Origin of the sequence: Microcoleus sp. bin38.metabat.b11b12b14.051, assembly GCF_013299165.1 — a bacterium.
Classification (GTDB): Bacteria; Cyanobacteriota; Cyanobacteriia; order Cyanobacteriales; family Microcoleaceae; genus Microcoleus.
The window spans coordinates 122,721-139,605 of the sequence record NZ_JAAFKD010000015.1; the positions used below are offsets into that span (position 1 = coordinate 122,721).

Below are 16,885 nucleotides of genomic sequence, written 5' to 3' on the forward strand. Positions count from 1 at the left end.
GCCTAGCGAATTGGCCGGCTTTCGTAACTATCGACCCATATTGCGCTTCATGCGATCGAGTTCTTCCTGAGCTTCCCAGTTTTGAAACTTTTCTTCGAGAGGGTCTGCGGCCTTAAAACTGGTATAATTAGAACTCTGATTCCAACCCTTGGTATCCCAATTCGGCTCTGTTTTAGTTGTAGTGCGAGTTGCAGCTTCGGCTGCTTTGGCTCGGACTTCTTTGCGCCGCGATTGAATTTGGCGGTACAATTCTTTAGCTTTTTCAATACGTTCTTTGCAGCCTTGCATTTGTCCCCAACGCTGATTTCCCTGACGCAGCAAAGCGGCTTGGCGCTCTTGGGCTGCTTGAGCTAAGTCGAGCCTTTGAGCTGAAGAGGCTTTTTTTGCTCGATCGTTCCAGCGCTGAATTTCTTGGGCGGCGGACAGAATTTCTGCTTGTAGTGTTTTCTCTTGTTTCTGAATTTCCAGAATCAGTCGCAGGGTGTCTTCTTCTTGTTCCTTGAGTTGTTCTTCTATTGCCTGCAATTCTAGATGGGGATTGCTCCGCAAAAATTCTTCTAATCTGGTTTCGAGAAAGCGGCTGAAATCGTCAAATAAGCCCATTTTTTATAATTCCTATATTGGTTATTGGTTATTGGTTATTGGTTATTGGTTATTGGTTATTGGTTATTAGTTATTGGTTATTGGTTATTGGTTAACTGATCCTTCGACTACGCTCAGGGTAATGCAACTGTCAACTGTCAACTGTCAACCGTTAACAGTCAACAGTCAACTGTCAACTAACTAATTAAAACTTCTGTCCGACAAAAACCGATCGCACGTCTCCACCCTTGCGGATAACTGCTTCTTGATTTTTGATTTCTGCCAGAGTCCAACCGCTAGCGCCGATGCTTTCGCCGACATAAATTCGGCGGGCTACACCGTCTACTTCAAACAAAGCAGCCGATCGATTGCCCAACTCCAAAATTCCCACCAGCGTGTGGGCGGAAATCGACGCGGTAGCAGCAGCCGGTGTTGATTGCTGCTGGGGCGCGGGCGCGGATTGCCCAGCGGCCGGCGCTGGTGCTGGTTCGGTTTCGCGAGCCAAAATCTTCGGCTGCACAGACTCCGAGGAGGACCCGGAAGTGGCGAGGGGAGTGCGACTGCCTGCCGCGGCGATCGCTCTACCGGAAGCTGGGGCCGCAGGCGATGGGGAAACCGAGGCCGTTTGAGGAGCAGCCTGAGTCACAGTCACCTGAGCCGGAGCAGCCGGAGCCTGAGTCACAGTCACCTGAGCCGGAGCAGCGGGAGCCTGAGCCACAGTCACCTGAGCCGGAGGCGGGATGACTACGACTTGCGGTGCTGGTGCTCCGGGGGCGGAGGCGGCTTGTTCTAGGGCATTAGCAATTCGGTTGACTGCTGTCGAAAGACCTGCGGTTGCCGGTGGCGCGCCGGAAATTGCAATGCTCGGCAGTGTTCCGGGGGTGGCGGTTTCGGGAACTCCGGCAAGTTGCGAGTTAGTCTGGGGCCCTTTCTTTTGTTCGATCGCCACTAGGGAGCGTTGCACGTATTCGACAAATTGGGTGTCTGGTGGGTTTTTGCTATTTGCAGCAGGCGCCTGCGGGATGCCGGCGGAGGGCAAGCGCACGAGTCCCGACCTACTTGCCAGCCACAATCCCAAGACGAGCAGCAGCGATCCACAGGCTGCTCCGAGCAATATTTTGTCGAATGATTGTTTCGACTGTTGTTTTTTGGTTGTTTCTAGGGCGACTTGGCGGGCGATCGCTGCTACGTCTTTTGCGCCGCTTTGCTGAGGCTCTGGCGCCAACTGCGACAATACTATTTGAGGTACCGAGATTGACTTGAGCGCCACAAATTCTGGCGCCACGGGTTCCGGTGGCTGCGTGCCGTTGCCGTCGAATGCTCGATCGACTCCTTCAAACAATTCGTCCATCAACCGATCGGCGTAGGACTCTACTGCCACTGCTTCGGCTGGCACGGTTTCGACTGTCGCGCTCACGGCGATCGGCTCTGACGATGATTCCAAAGACATCTGTTTGGCGATTACTTTTTGAGGCATAGTTTTATGTTACTCCCGCTCCCCGACAACCCTGAGGTTCTCAACTTCAGACTTCTACAGGATACTTCTAATATTTACCAATTCTTTGGTCAGAACAGGTCAATTGTATCTCACCCGCCATCATATTTTTAGTCCGGGGCGAACTTACAACATTTTCGATGGCACCCGTGAGATTTGAGATTGGGAAATGATATACTGCATCAGGGTTTGAAGCGCCAGCTTGCCGTTGCATTTTTTTCGCTGGGATTGCTTGTAGCCCGATCGACTTTTGTGTCACCGGTTGTAAGCTTTTTTCACTCCTCTGCTGTTAGTCTTGCTTCGTCTCACTTTTGCATCGCATTTTGCCGCTTTTGTCAACCCCCCACGCCCTATGGTGCGGCGGGTTTTGACACAAAACTTTACTTTTACTGTCTCGCAAAAAACCTGGTTTCTCTCGCCGTTGGTCGTTGGTTTCCTGACTGGATAAGGGTTTCATACTTTTAGCTCTCTTAAATTTATATGCTTGTTTGCTTAATAGCAATAACTAGCTCCAGATTCTATAACTTTAATAGTACCATAGCTTCATCACAATTCAGTAATAAAGTGTCAAAGCTCGCAAAAACGTCGGCTTAATCAGAATTATTCTCATTAATTTTTGGAATTTTTTTTAAGACACGATTCGTAACATGACAATAAAAAAATTGTTTTTTCCATAATATAATTTTTATTTATACATATTGAGTGCGATCGAATTTTCCTAGAAAACAGCCAACTCTAGAATTGCTTGATTTACCTTACCAAGAAAATAGTCATTGCGGTAGCTTGAGCGAGGATAAAAGCTGAGGGGAATATCCAGCGCAATTTGCACAGCAGCTCAATAGAGAGTTCCGGATTTTTGTGATTTTTGAGCCAGAAATGTGAAACTACAGTAGCCATAATTGACGAGAAGAAAAAGATATAACAGATAAATATGTATGCGTCCATCAAAGTCATGTAAGGCACTCTCGGCAAAGAGTTAGCCACCGTGAAATTAAAAGTAATTGCCGTAAGAATGCTGGTAATGCCGACATTCATCTGAGGGACAAAAGCCGTATTCGGATCGATCCAAAAAGTCGTCCAAGAAATCATCGTAATTAGCAGCAGCGGCACAAATACCTTAAATATATAAAATTGATAATTACGCTTCAGTTTGATTGCAAAAGTATATCGCGGATAAGTTTTATCTTCGTTTTCCGCTTTCTGGATAGTGACTGCGGGGTTGATGCCGAGAATTTTCCATTCAGACAAAGAAACGTAGGAATCTTTGCTATATCCAGTCGCCGTAGGATTTTCTTTAAACACGATACCTTTGCTATCAGAAGACAAAGGTTCCCAGATCATCATGGCAGTTTGGGAGTCAAAGGGAAACTTTCTCAAATCAAATGTTGATGATACCGTTGCATTAACCAGTTCTAAATAAGTGACAGTGCCGTCGGGTTGCGCGCTTAATTGCACCGCACCTCTTTTGGTGGCTGACTGAGAGTTGAAAATTGTTAAGGCTGGTTCCCATATTTGTTCGGGAGTGTAGCGAACTACTCGATCGCCAATCGTATTCGGGTCAAAGGCTGTTTGTCTTGCCAAGCTGCATACAAGAAACCGCTAATATCGAAAGTTTCATCGGCTTGATTTATCCTACCGAGGTTGAGGACAGAGAAACCCAGGGAAACTTCCGTCGGCTTGTCAGTGCTGGGAGGGCTTTTGAGTGAAGGTTTGGCAATCTCTGCGGGTTTGGCTGCGGATTCTTGAAGCGCGGTGGTTGTCTTTGGTGCTGGGGAATTTTCAGCAGTATTTTGAGCAACGACTGGGCGATAACTCGACAGGACAATAGTTAAGGCTAAGGTTACTAAGCCGGTAATGACATTAGCTGTTAGTCGATTTTTGTTCATCGGACGCTGCTAGTCCTCGTCGAAGTAAAATTATTTCTGTTAATAGTGGGCCGCAGAGGATGCACCAAATAATCTGGTTTCTGTTTGGCAAAATTCAACCGAAATCACTCAATGAATTTAATCAATCTAGTTTCTGCGTTCAAATTTGTCTGGGTTGGTGCGATGAATCAAAATTATATGACGAAATTTTACCATAAAGAATTGCTTGAAAGCAAATCCCTGTAAGCGATAAATTAAAATCAGACTGTTCGTCACTTTAATCCTTTTCCTTACCAGGCAGAGGTCGCCCTCCCAAGTTAACTGTCAACTGAATCAAAAGGCTCGATCGCCATTGTGAATTTTTAGATTGAATTTTTACATTAATTTTTTTTAAACATTCGGTACTTATTTTAATATCATACACATAATTTTATGTCAACAGGCATCGAGAGCTGTGCGATCGCCACAAAAGAGCGGACGGTGGTCTGGCGCGCGATCGATGCCAGTTTTGAGCCAACCAGCGATATCCTGTCCGCTGGATTAACCGCACGCGCGATCTGTTTGTTCGATCGTTTGGACGCTCGCGTCCGCTCTCCGGCTACGGACTTTCGGGCAAACTACAAACCATTTTTGTGATGGTAATTGACCGCACATGATATGACGCAATACAAATCGAAATACTTTGCACACTGCTCTAACCTACCCATTTTTCACCAGATGCCAGGGAATCGAGTAACGTGTAATTGAGACTTTTCGATCCAACAGAATACCAAGCATGGCACTGATTAATCTACTGCGAACTGTTTTGCAACTGTCTGCGCTCGCTAGAATCAAATTTGTCCGCATCATCACCGATATACGTAAGTATATTGCACCTAACCAGTCCTTAAATAAAATATCGCTTTCCCATTCATTTGAGTGCTACCTGGGATAAAAACTAAGCGAAAACTCTCAGATTTTTTATATTATTTGTTTGAAATCATGAAACTATATCCGAGAAAATACTTAGATCGCCAAACGCAAAAATTAAATTTAACCACCAGATTAAAGTGGCTGGCAATTGTCAGCGCGATCGGCATAATTTACTACGGTGCGGCAAAACTAGGCATGGCAGTAGCCCTGCCGATTCCACCCGGGATTACAGCCGTTTGGTTTCCTTCCGCGATCGCTTGGAGTGCCATCCTTTGGGGAGGATTCAAGATTTCCCCCGTAATTTGGCTGGCAGATTTTATAGCTGCAATTCCCGGCTACTCTGAAGGCAATCACAACCTCTGTATCTCGATAGTCGTCTGCTCGATTTGCTCCTTGGGAGCCCCTGGAGAGGCGCAATTAGGAAGTAGACTGATCCGGCGCTTCATCCCTAACTCCGCACCTTTTGCTTCAGCTAACTCCGTACTAAAATTTGTGCTGATTGTTGCTATCTGCACCGGATTAAATGCCACGATAGGAGTGACAACCATCTGCTTGGGCGGAATTTCCCAATGGACTAATTACGGGTTTATGTGGTTGACTTGGTGGACGGGAAATGCCATCAGTATTTTAGTGTTTTTGCCCATGCTGTTGGTTTGGCAGCGATTACCCCCGATGCTTTGGCAGCGCCAGAAATCGATTGAAGGATTGCTGCTCTTGAGCCTGTTGATGGGTACTGGCAAACTTGCTTTTTGGGATAACTATCCCGTACAATATATCATGGTGCCTTGCCTGTGGTGGGCGGCATTTCGGTTTGGACAGCACGGTGCAACTCTGGCAATTGCCTTAGTATCGAGTTTTGCGCTGTGGGGTACGGTGAATGGCACCAGTTCTTTCCTGCGTGCATCCTTGAACGAATCATTAATATTGTTGCAAACTTTTATGGGAGTCGTCGCAGTTTCTACACTACTGTTATCTGCCATTTTAGGGGAGCAAAAACAAGCAGAAATCGGGCTGACTGTGGCAAATGAAACACTGGAAATGCGAGTGGAAGAACGCACGCTCGCCATGACAGAAACTAATGAAATACTGCAAGTGGAAATTGCCGAACGCCAGCAAGCTGAAATTGCGCTGCGACAATCGGAAGTTGACAAGACTAAACTAATTACTTCTCTGCAACAGCAAAAAATGACTTTGGAGCGAACGTTGCAAGATTTGAAAAACGCTCAAGCGCAACTGATTCAAACCGAAAAAATGTCAAGTCTGGGACAATTGGTGGCGGGAGTCGCTCACGAAATCAACAATCCAGTCAGCTTTATTTACGGCAATATCGATCATGCAAGAGAACACTCTCAATCACTTTTAAAGTTAATCGAGCTGTACCGACAGCAATATAGCGATACCAATCCGCAGATTCAACAGTTAACAGAGGAAATTGAGCTGGATTTCCTGATCGAAGACTTGCCTAAATTGCTGATTTCCATGAAAATGGGTGCTGAGCGCATCCGAGAGATTGTACTGACGCTCCGCAACTTTTCGCGTCTCGATGAGTCAGACATGAAGGCTGTGAATATTCATGAAGGAATTGACAGCACTCTGATCGTTTTGCAAAGCCGGCTCAATCGCAAAGCCGATCGCCCCCAGATTCAGATCCTCAAGCACTACGGCATCTTGCCGAAGGTGGAATGCTACGCAGGCCAACTCAATCAGGTGTTGATGAATATCCTCAACAACGCCATTGATGCTTTGATTAGTCAAGCTCGCGGGAATCCGGGTTTTATGCCGACGATCGCGATCGCCACTGAAATTATAGACTCTCAATGGGTTAAGATTGCGATTAAAGATAATGGCACTGGCATATCCCCATCAGTCCAAGAACGCATCTTCGACCCGTTTTTTACCACAAAACCCGTCGGACAAGGTACGGGGCTAGGATTGTCGATTAGCTATCAGATTGTTACAGAAAAACATCGCGGACGTTTGAAATGCGTTTCCGAGATCTCCAAGGGGACAGAATTTGTGATTGAGCTACCGGTGCAGCAAAAAGTTTTGGCGGTGCAACTAGAATGCCTGTAGTTGTCCGAATGAGCGATCAGTAGGTCGATCGCACTTGCATCCTATCCCAGATTACACCCAAGTGCGATCGCGCGCGAGGAAGTGAGGAAGGGCGATCGACTTACAAGTCAAAACAAACTCTTCCATTTTTTTGAGTTTGAGTGTGTACCAATCATCCCTCAGCTCTAAATTTGTTACACAAAACAACGATTTAGGAGTAAAAATCTCCATAACTCTGATTTTGTGGCACTATTGAGTAAATTGTTATAGTAACCATCATCAAACCCCCTAAGTCAGTGAAATAGCTATGTTAGTCCAAGTAACCATAGAGAACTTCCTGTCCTTCAGGGAAGAAACAACTTTCAGTATGGTAGCTGTTAGCAGTGACCAACATCATGCAGACCATCTGGCTGTAGATACAGCAGGTAAGGGACGGTCACTTTTGCCTATCTCTGCTATTTATGGCGCCAATGCAGCAGGCAAATCTAACCTAATTAAAGCAATTGATTTCGCCAAGGATTTGATTGTAGAAGGAACACGTAGTAGTCAGGCTATTCTAGTTACTCCATTTAAATTAGGTAATAACAGTAAAAAACCTAGCAAGTTTGAATTTATTTTCACTCATCACGGGAATCTTTATTCCTATGGATTTAAGTTAAATGCTACCCAAATAATTGAAGAATGGCTTTACATAACCCCCGCAGGCAAAAAACGGGAAGTACCTTTTTTTGAACGGCTCACTTCTGAAAACAAAGAAACTAAAGTAGAGTATGGATCTGCCCTCAAAGGTAGGAGCAAAAAACAAGAACAGTTTCTCGACTTTATTACACAGGGAACACGCCCAAATCAACTTTTTTTAACAGAAGCTGTAGATCGCAATGTTCAGACTGTCAAGCCTGTTGTGGATTGGTTCAGAGATGTCCTAGTTATTATCCCAGCCGAATCTCACTATGAAGCTCTAGAATTTACTATTTTAAATAACGAACAATTTACTAAGTTTATAAGTAGCTTTTTGAAATTTGCAGGCACTGGTATTGATTCTATAGGAAAAGAAGAAGTTGACTTGGACTTTGATCGCCATTTTCCAGGTATGCCAGATAGTATCAAGGAGAAAATCATTCAAAAATTTGCTGATGCCAATGAAAATTCTATTGCAATGCTTGAAAATCTCACAGGTCAACGATATTTCCTCAAGTATGGAGTAGAAGGTAAGCTAAGCCTCATTCAACTTAGGACTCAACATCGTCATGAGAACGGTCATCTTGTAGACTTTTCAATGGAAGAAGAATCCGAAGGTACGCAGCGTTTAATTAACTTAATTCCGGCACTATTTGCTTTACAAGAAAATCCTGAAATAGTGATTTTACTGGATGAGTTAGACCGCCGTCTTCATCCTCTTTTGTCACGAAAATTTATAGAAATAGCCTTGAATTGTAGACAAAAAAATAGTCAGAGCCAACTAATATTTACAACTCATGATACGAACCTTCTAGACTTAGATATTATGCGGAGAGACGAAATCTGGTTTGTTGAAAAAAATGAGCAAGGTGCATCACATATTTGTTCGCTAGCAGAGTTTAAAATTAGACCAGATGTTCAAATCGAAAAAGGCTATTTAAATGGTAGATTTGGAGCTATTCCATTCTTTGGAGATATCCGTAGTTTAGGATGGCTGGATTGTGAAACAGAGTTATCTGACAAACATGATAGCAAACATGAAAAAACGCAATCGAACCAAGCTCCTAGATCGTCAGTACAATAATCGAGATGCCACACTTTTTGTTATTGCTACAGAGGGTAGGGAAACTGAAAAGCAATATTTCTCGATGTTTCGTGACTCTCGTATCAAGATAGAAATATTGCCAACGGGCGAAGATAATAAGTCTGCCCCTCAATATGTTTTGGATCGATTAGATGAATTTGCACAAAAATATAATATGACTCCAGAGGATACTCTATGGCTAATATTTGATGTGGATCGATGGGGAGTAAAAAATATCAGTGCTATCTGTCGTGAAGCCAAACAGAAAAATTATCAACTAGGTATTAGTAATCCTTGCTTTGAGGCTTGGTTATATTTACATTTTGATGACTTAGATCCTAATGATACAACCTGCAAAGATGTTGAAGCAAGGTTGCGAAATAAGTTGGGATGCTATAATAAGAGCAATCTTGATTTAGATTCGTTTAAGGACTATATTGAGGATGCTGTTAAACGTGCCAATAATTTACATCCCCATCCTCAACAGCACTGGCCACCGACGCCCGGTTCCCACGTTTATCGAGTTATTCAGATGCTTCTCAAGGCATTGAAACAATAGTAAAAATTAGTTAATTTTGGCGGATAATAACTTATTAAAGTTACGCTCCGCCAAAATCTCCAATCTAAAATTAAAAATGGTCTTAACCGACTCGTTCCGCCAACTCCAACCACCGCTCAGTCGCGCGATCGATATCCTGGGTCAATTTAGCCAAACGATCCGATAACTTCTTCACCTCCGCAAACCCGCTGGGAGCATTGTTGGACAAAATCTTCTCAATTTCTTGTTTCTCAGCTTCCAGCTTCGGAATTTGAGCCTCTAACTGCTGATATTCCCGCTGATCGTTGAACGAAACTTTGGTTGATTTTGTAGTAGAAGCTTTGGCTTTTGAATTGTTAGATTCAGGAGTGCGTGCAAGCTTTTCTTTGTCTTTTTGTGCTTTGAGTTCCTTGGCTTCTTCGGCTTTCTTGTAGTCTAAATATACCGAGTAATTGCCGGGATACAAGCGCAAATTGCCGCCGGGTTCCAAGGCGAACACCATGTCGATCGTCCGATCGAGAAAATAGCGATCGTGCGATACTACAATTACACAGCCGTTAAAGTCTTCCAGATAGTCCTCCAAAACCGCCAGAGTCTGCACGTCTAGGTCGTTTGTCGGTTCGTCGAGAATCAGTACGTTGGGCGCACTCATCAGCACTTTCAGCAGGAATAACCGACGCTTTTCGCCGCCCGAAAGCTTGTTAATCGGTGCATACTGTTGGTTGGGCGGAAACAAAAACTTCTCCAGCATTTGAGAAGCGGTAATGATTTCCCCATCCGCCGTTTGCACCAATTCCGCTACACTTTTGAGGTATTCAATCACCCGCTGGTCTTCATTCGGTGTCAAATCCTCTGAATGCTGGTCAAAATAACCGATATGAATGGTTGTGCCAATTTCCACAGTACCGGAATCCGGCTGGATGCGTCCGGTAATGATATCCATCAGCGTGGATTTTCCCGCGCCGTTACAGCCAATAATTCCAATTCTGTCTTCGGGAGTGAAATTGTAGGTAAAATCTTTGATTAAAGTGCGATCGCCATAAGCTTTACGAATATTCAACAACTCAATGACTTTCTTGCCAATCCGTCGCCCCGCTGTAGCAATCTCGACTTTACCGTTGGCTGTTTTGAACTCCTCGGCGCGCATATCCTTAATGCGATCGATCCGAGCTTTTTGCTTGGTACTGCGGGCTTTCGGCCCCTTCTTGAGCCATTCCAACTCACGTCGCAATACTCCCGAAAATTTGCGCTGAGTGCTGGCGGCGGATTCTTCGGCTAACGCTTTTTTCTCCAAATAATAAGCGTAATTGCCAGCATAATTGTATAGGTCGGCGCGATCGATCTCCAGAATGCGATTGGTCACGCGATCGAGAAAATAGCGATCGTGCGTAATCAGCAGCAGCGCACCGCGATAGCCGTTCAAATAGTTCTGCAACCACTCCACAGACAGGGCGTCCAAGTGGTTTGTCGGTTCATCCATCAACAACACGTCAGGTTCCGATAGTAGCGCCGTTGCTAAAGCAATGCGCTTGCGGTAGCCGCCCGACAAGTCGGCGATTTTCGCATGAAAATCCTCAATCCCCAACTTGGTCAAAATCAATTTCGCCTTAGTTTCCAAATCCCACGCGCCCACCTCGTCGATGCGCGCCGACACGGTAGATAAGCGCGACATCAACTTGTCCGTATCGCCTTTACCGTGGGAAAGTTGATCCGAAATTTCCTCGTATTCCCGCACCAAAGCCATTTGTTCGCCGCTGTCGGCAAATACTTGCTCTAAAACCGTATGGTTTTCGTCTAAATCGGGCTGTTGCGGGAGATAGACAATTGTAGACCCTGGATTGACCCAGCGATCGCCAGAGTCGATCGACTCCATACCCGCAATCATCTTCAGTAGCGTGGATTTACCCGAACCATTAGTGCCGATGAGTCCGACTTTATCGCCTTCATCGAGGCTGAAACTGGCATTTGTCAAGAGTTCCTTGATGCCGAAGTCTTTTTTGATCGATCGCAGAGTAAAAATAGTCATCAGTATAAACAGTCATTTACCTAACCTAGTTTAGCGCTGATGGTGATTTAAGCTTATTTATGCTAGTGGCGAAAATTTAGGTGCTGATTGCTGCTGGGGAAACTGCTGTTGCCGGATATAATCAAGATAATTGAGTAAATAAAATTAAAAACTAACCGTAGCATTATGTCTGAGAAACTTAGTATTAAATTTACGATCGCCTTCAATGACCCTGACCTGAACTCAGAAGAACGAGACGAACAGGCACAACGATTCATGGCTGAACTGAAGCAAATGGACGAAGTTGGGGTTGATCGTGTACTAGACCCCAATCCACCAGAAGGCAACAAAGCGATCGGGGGGATGTTGGTGGGCTTGCTAACGGCTGAGGTTAGTGTTACTAATGTTCAAAAACTAATGGGGTTTCTGGGCGATCGCCTTGGTGGTAAGCCGATTGAGCTTACTGTAGAAGCTAATGGCAAAAAACTGACGGTGAAAGCCCACAGTAGGGAAGAGTTAGAAGCTGCCATCAAAGCAGCCCAAGATTTTGTGGCGACATAGGCAGGCAGACATGACAAAAGTTGCATTGTTGATTGGGGTCAGCCAGTATGAGCCGGGGTTAAATCTGTTACCTGCGGCCGTAAAGGACATTGAAGCCCTACGGCGAGTCTTGCAAGACCCAGAAATGGGTGGGTTTGATGAGGTGAAAACACTTGCTAACCCTCAATCTCACATAATGCAGTTTGAAATTGAGACGTTGTTTGACGGTCGTACAAAGGACGATCTGGTTTTACTGTTCTTCTCTGGACATGGGATTAAGGATGATGCTGGCAGGCTATATTTTGCCAGTCGGAGCACTCGGAAAAACGCCAAGGGCGATTTAATTCGGTCAACGGCTGTCCCCACAAGTTTTGTCCACGACATCATGAACAATAGCCGTGCCAAACGGCAGGCAATTATCCTGGATTGTTGTTTTAGCGGAGCGTTTGATCCGGCATTACAGGCAAAGGATGATGGTTCGGTTGACTTGCAGACTCAGTTGGGTGCAGAAGGGCGGGTCGTACTCACCTCCTCCAGTTCAACTCAATATTCATTTGAGCAGCAGGGATCGGATTTGTCAATTTACACCCGCTATCTGGTGGAGGGCATTGAAACCGGGGCAGGTGATATAAATAGTGACGGGTTTATTTCAATGCTGGAGTTGCATGAATACGCTGCCAGCAAGGTACGGGAAACAGCTCCCAAGATGACCCCCAAAATTATCGTATTGAAAGACAAGGGGTTTGAAATTGTTCTTGCTAAGGCACGGGTTACTGACCCCAAGCTGAAATATCGAAAAATCGCTTCACGGTATGCCAATGCAGGTACGATTCGACCCGCAGGGCGGGCAGTTTTAAATACATTGAGGCATCAGCTAGGGCTAACACTTGAAGAAGCAACTGAAATTGAAGTTGAGGTATTGCGTCCTTATCAAGAGCGACTGGCAAATCTGCAACAGTACCGGGAAACGTTGATTGCAGAAGCAGAGCATGAATATCCACTAAGTGAGTTTGCCCATGAAGACTTGAATATGCTTCAGCAGATGCTTGGGCTGAGAGATGAAAACATTCTACCTATTCAGCAAGAAGTTGAAGCGAAGTTTATTCAGCAGTCAGCAGCCTATCAACAAAACCTGGTTCAGTATGAGCAGACGTTGATCGATACAATCCAACGAGAATTCCCCTTCAGCCAGCAAACTCGTCGAAGCTTAGAGAAATTGCAACAGTCTTTAAAACTTACAGATGAAGATATTGCTCGTGTTGAACAACCTCTGAGTCAGCAAGCAGAACTCAGACATCAGGAACAGCTAAGGGAAGCAGCCGAGCGACAGCAAAAGGAAAAGGAACGGGCAGAATACGAAAATAAACTTCGTCGCTACGAGCAGGAGTTTACTAAGGCAATTCAAGCAGAATATCCACCAAATCATTACGTTATAGATGGTTTAAAGCATTTTCAACAACAGTTAGGGCTTAAAGATGAAGATATTACCCAGATTGAACAACCAATTTGTAAGCCGTTAGAAGCAAAATATCAGGACCAACTCAAACAGCAACAAGAAGCTCAACAGCGACAGAAATTAGAATTGGAGCAGAAGCGTCAAAAAGCTGAATATAAAAAAAAGCTGCTACGTTACGAGCAAGAATTTTCCAAGGCGATTCAAGTGGAATACCCATTGAGCGAACATTTTCGCGAAACTTTGAGGAAGTTTCAGCAAATTCTGGGACTTACCCAAGAACAAATTAGCCGTGTTGAAAAGCCGTTTTTAATGCAGAAGGAAACTGAATATCAGCAGCAAGCTAAACAGCTCGATTTGAGATGTATTTCATCTCGTGTGACAACAGATTCTTCATTTTCCGTAGTTGGCATCCAGCTTGATGCTAGTGGTTTTTCAGTTGCTGTCATTAAAGATTTTCATGTATCTGTGATTCCAAATAGCCAAGGAAAGCTTAAAACTCCTGATATCATCGCTTGTACTCCAAATGGTGAATGGTTAGTAGGGCAGGAAGTAAAAGACCAAGCACTGGGTAATCAAGCAAATATATTTGAAGGTATTCTGAACCTAATAGGACGACATTACGATGAGATTAGGCAAGAAGGTTTAGATGTTTCCTATAATGTTATCAAAGGGAAAGATGGTTTCCCTTTAATAAGTTGCCCCTGTCTAAATCAAAATCTTAAACCTGAAGAAATAGTGGCTAACGGACTGCGTAATATTGTTAATCATGCCACTCAGTATTTAGGTTGGCAGATAAGAGAAGTTGTAATATCAGTTCCTTCTTGTTTCACACTTCTTCAGCGTAAGGCAGTACAAGATGTGGCTAGTCTTGCAGATTTAAAATGTCGGGGAGTCAAGAACTCATCTACTCTAGCTGCTCTTTCTTATGGAATCAACGTAAAGGATAATGAAACAATTTTAATCTTTGATGTAAGTGAAGGGCATATTGTTGCGTCTATTTTGGAGATAGGAGATGGAGTTTTTGAAGTTTTAAGTGTTTTGGGAAAATGCTTTTTAATCAGTAGCAGAGAACAGCAAACACTTCTCAAATACTTTCGTGTTTTACTAGAAAATACGTTACTTGAAGCTAAAATCTCTAAAGATACTATCAAAAAAGTATTCCTGACTGGATCTTCTTCTTTCATAGCAGGAATGGAGGAGCAAATTCGACAAATAACGAATAAACAAATAGTTAAAATTCCCTTTTCAGAAACAGCAGTAGTTATGGGTGCTGCCATTTATGCAGGACTACTTAGTGGGTCAGTAAAAGATGTGTTACAGCTAGATGTGACATCTGGATATTTGGGCGTGAAGACTGCAAGTGGGGAAGTATCTATTATTATTCGTCAGTGTACTTGTATCCCAACTAAGAAGAGTGAGTCATTTACAACTATATCTGATAATCAGACAAGTATAGATGTTCAAGTAGTACAAGGAGATTCCTCACATGGGCCAAATATAATCTATTTAGGTTCTTTTCGCTTAGATGGTATTGCCCCAGCGCCTTCTGGCACTCCCAGGATAGAAATAACGTTTGGTATTGATGCAAACAGTTTCTTGGACATTGAAGCGGTAGATAAAGACAGTAAACAAGGAATATCGGTATCCTATACCAATCTAGATCAAAGCTTAAAACAGAGATCAACAATAGCACCACGAAGTTCTGATAATTAATGGATACTCAATTGACAAACAGAAATAATCTGCGGTAAAATTACAAATAAAGCACGGATAATTCCCAAATGAACGATCGCTCCTCAGCAGATTTGATATCTGTGACAGAGTTACACCGCCAACTTAACGACTTACTCAAGCAACTATCACCGGAACGATTACAGGTACTTACTGATTTTGCCGCTTACTTAGCAAATACTGAAAGCGAAGCTGCAACTCAAGAACTTTTGGCAATCTCTGGATTGCTAGAGCGAGTTAAGCAAAATCAAGCAACCCCTAAAACTGATTACGCAAACTGGAGAACTCTTCGCAATGTACTATAATATAGATACGGCTCTCCTGGACTTATGGTGAAAAAGTGGGGGGTAACTGATAGCTTCCTCAAAAGATTCAATTGAAAGCCTTATAGGGCAATAGTTTGAGGATTGATAAATCTGCCTTATAACCACAACATCAGGAGAGCCATAGATACCAACAAAAGTTGGAGTATCTTTGTATGTCCTTGTTATATAGACGCAGGTGCTTATGTCTCAAGCAATTAGGCAAGACATCATCAATATCGCCGAAGAGCAGATTGACGAAATAAGGCAAAAGATTGACTACCATACCACAGAATACACCATCGAATTCATAGTCGATAAATACCTGAAACAAGATGATGCTGGGTTCAGTGAGATTTATATCCCTGAATTTCACAGAAACTTGAGATGGGATATTAATCATCAATCTCGATTCATTGAATCCATTATTCTTGCTGTGCCTATTGCTGCCATAATTGTCGCAGAAATCAAAGAAACTGGAAAAGTAGCGATTGTTGATGGAGCTCAGAGGGTGATGACTTTGGCAGCTTTCCTGACAAATCAGTTACAACTGAGCAACCTCAAGACATTAGACTCTCTAAATGGTTCCTATTTTAAGGATCTCGCACCTTCACGCCAAAGAAAGTTTAAATATACTTCACTCCGAACAATCTTTCTCTCAGACAAAGCTGATGAGAGAGTAATAAATGAAGTGTTTTATCGCATCAACTCTTGAGAACATATTGAATTTTGTGCAGATAACTTTTTTAAGTGGATTTAAGAAATATTATGATAAGGACAAGCTTTTAAGTCACAGCTTATGAAAGAGTTTATCAGAGACTTTAACAGGCGAGTGGCAGAAATCCAGAAATATTTTGAGTTAGTAGATAAAATTGAAGGCATTAGTGCATTGTCTGCTAAATCGATCGTTTTCCCATCAGGTGAATATATTGTTGATAGCGAGATTCAAAAAATCTTGCAGTCTCATTGTTATTTGCTATTATACAATCTCGTTGAATCTTCTATTAGAAATGGTATAACTGCAATTCATGATGTTATTTTAATCGATGGATTAACTTACAAAGATTTAAGTCCGAAAATAAAGAGATTGTGGTTGCTGAACGATAAAAGTAAAAGTTTCAGAGACTCATCTGTCAAAAAGGATAGTGTAGCTGACAATCTTCAGGAATTAATTAAATCGGTTTTGGATGATGAGATAGTTTCGTTAGATCCATCTAATATTCCCATATCGGGAAATTTGGATGCTAAAACTATTAAAGAGCTTATAGATATGTACGGGTTTTTTGGAAATTTAGGAGTTCCGAGTAGAGAAATAGATGAAATTCTGAATTTTGTGGTTAAGATACGATGCGATTTGGCACATGGGAATGTTTCTTTTAGTGATGCTTCGAGTCAAATACTTTGGAGCAAGTTAGTTGACGATAAAGATAAATTGGTAAAATATTTAACTCATATGCTGAATAATATTGATGATTACATTGAAAAGAAGAAATACAGAATCTAGCTGATAGAGTGCTATGATGAACCCATAGGAAATGCACTGAGAAACAAAGCTATCGATATATATTAAGAGCAAAATTGAGGAGGCTGAATGAAAACCTCGATCGCCCAGGCCAACATCAAAGACCAACCGTTGAAACGATCT

Annotated in this window: 15 protein-coding genes; 9 read left to right on the plus strand and 6 right to left on the minus strand. The window is 43.2% G+C overall.

The features are described 5' to 3' along the window. Positions 1–27: 27 nt before the first annotated feature. The 4 genes from QZW47_RS17330 to QZW47_RS17345 form a co-directional block, all read right to left on the minus strand. Complete coding sequence (locus QZW47_RS17330) at positions 28–603, minus strand: TIGR04376 family protein (protein ID WP_293129018.1); 576 nt, start codon at positions 601–603, stop codon at positions 28–30. Between the two features lie 184 nt (positions 604–787). Further along, entirely contained in the window at positions 788–2,059 is a 1,272-nt protein-coding gene (locus QZW47_RS17335) for a hypothetical protein (protein ID WP_293129019.1), read from the minus strand. Between the two features lie 768 nt (positions 2,060–2,827). Then, entirely contained in the window at positions 2,828–3,658 is an 831-nt protein-coding gene (locus tag QZW47_RS17340; RefSeq protein WP_293129020.1) for a hypothetical protein, read from the minus strand. After that, positions 3,610–3,963, minus strand: coding sequence for a hypothetical protein (locus tag QZW47_RS17345; protein WP_293129022.1), 354 nt, complete (start codon positions 3,961–3,963; stop codon positions 3,610–3,612). Before QZW47_RS17345 ends, QZW47_RS17340 begins: the two co-directional genes overlap by 49 nt. A 411-nt stretch (positions 3,964–4,374) precedes the next feature. On the opposite strand from QZW47_RS17345, the gene QZW47_RS17350 reads away from it, so the two are divergent. Continuing rightward, complete coding sequence (locus QZW47_RS17350; protein WP_293129024.1) at positions 4,375–4,578, plus strand: hypothetical protein; 204 nt, start codon at positions 4,375–4,377, stop codon at positions 4,576–4,578. Between the two features lie 345 nt (positions 4,579–4,923). Continuing rightward, positions 4,924–6,927: an MASE1 domain-containing protein gene (locus QZW47_RS17355; protein WP_293129025.1), complete on the plus strand. Its 2,004-nt coding sequence runs from the start codon at positions 4,924–4,926 to the stop codon at positions 6,925–6,927. Positions 6,928–6,978: 51 nt separating this feature from the next. On the opposite strand, the gene QZW47_RS17360 is transcribed toward QZW47_RS17355, so the two are convergent. Beyond that, complete coding sequence (locus QZW47_RS17360) at positions 6,979–7,137, minus strand: hypothetical protein (protein WP_293129027.1); 159 nt, start codon at positions 7,135–7,137, stop codon at positions 6,979–6,981. A 76-nt stretch (positions 7,138–7,213) separates the two neighbouring features. Between QZW47_RS17360 and QZW47_RS17365 the strand changes: the two genes are divergently transcribed. Together QZW47_RS17365 and QZW47_RS17370 are read left to right on the plus strand one after the other, a co-directional pair. Then, positions 7,214–8,668 (plus strand): ATP/GTP-binding protein, encoded by a 1,455-nt coding sequence (locus QZW47_RS17365; protein WP_293129029.1) that lies wholly within the window; start codon positions 7,214–7,216, stop codon positions 8,666–8,668. After that, a complete protein-coding gene (locus QZW47_RS17370; RefSeq protein WP_293129031.1) occupies positions 8,622–9,227 on the plus strand; it encodes an RloB family protein in 606 nt (201 codons plus the stop codon). The genes QZW47_RS17365 and QZW47_RS17370 overlap by 47 nt, the downstream gene beginning before the upstream one ends. Positions 9,228–9,309: 82 nt before the next feature. On the opposite strand, the gene QZW47_RS17375 is transcribed toward QZW47_RS17370, so the two are convergent. Then, positions 9,310–11,232 carry an ABC-F family ATP-binding cassette domain-containing protein gene (locus QZW47_RS17375; protein ID WP_293129033.1) on the minus strand — a complete coding sequence of 641 codons (1,923 nt, stop codon included), beginning with the start codon at positions 11,230–11,232 and terminating at the stop codon, positions 9,310–9,312. A 165-nt stretch (positions 11,233–11,397) separates the two neighbouring features. On the opposite strand from QZW47_RS17375, the gene QZW47_RS17380 reads away from it, so the two are divergent. From QZW47_RS17380 to QZW47_RS17400, 5 genes are all read left to right on the plus strand, one after another. Next, a complete protein-coding gene (locus tag QZW47_RS17380) occupies positions 11,398–11,772 on the plus strand; it encodes a hypothetical protein (RefSeq protein WP_293129035.1) in 375 nt (124 codons plus the stop codon). Between the two features lie 10 nt (positions 11,773–11,782). Continuing rightward, positions 11,783–14,920 (plus strand): Hsp70 family protein, encoded by a 3,138-nt coding sequence (locus QZW47_RS17385; protein WP_293129037.1) that lies wholly within the window; start codon positions 11,783–11,785, stop codon positions 14,918–14,920. A gap of 68 nt (positions 14,921–14,988) precedes the next feature. Then, positions 14,989–15,243, plus strand: coding sequence for a hypothetical protein (locus tag QZW47_RS17390; RefSeq protein ID WP_293129039.1), 255 nt, complete (start codon positions 14,989–14,991; stop codon positions 15,241–15,243). Between the two features lie 202 nt (positions 15,244–15,445). Next, entirely contained in the window at positions 15,446–15,955 is a 510-nt protein-coding gene (locus QZW47_RS17395; protein ID WP_293129041.1) for a DUF262 domain-containing protein, read from the plus strand. 84 nt (positions 15,956–16,039) lie between these two features. Continuing rightward, the gene (locus QZW47_RS17400; protein WP_293129043.1) at positions 16,040–16,744 is read left to right on the plus strand and encodes an MAE_28990/MAE_18760 family HEPN-like nuclease; all 705 of its coding nucleotides are present in this window, start codon (positions 16,040–16,042) and stop codon (positions 16,742–16,744) included. The last annotated feature ends 141 nt before the right edge of the window (positions 16,745–16,885 follow it).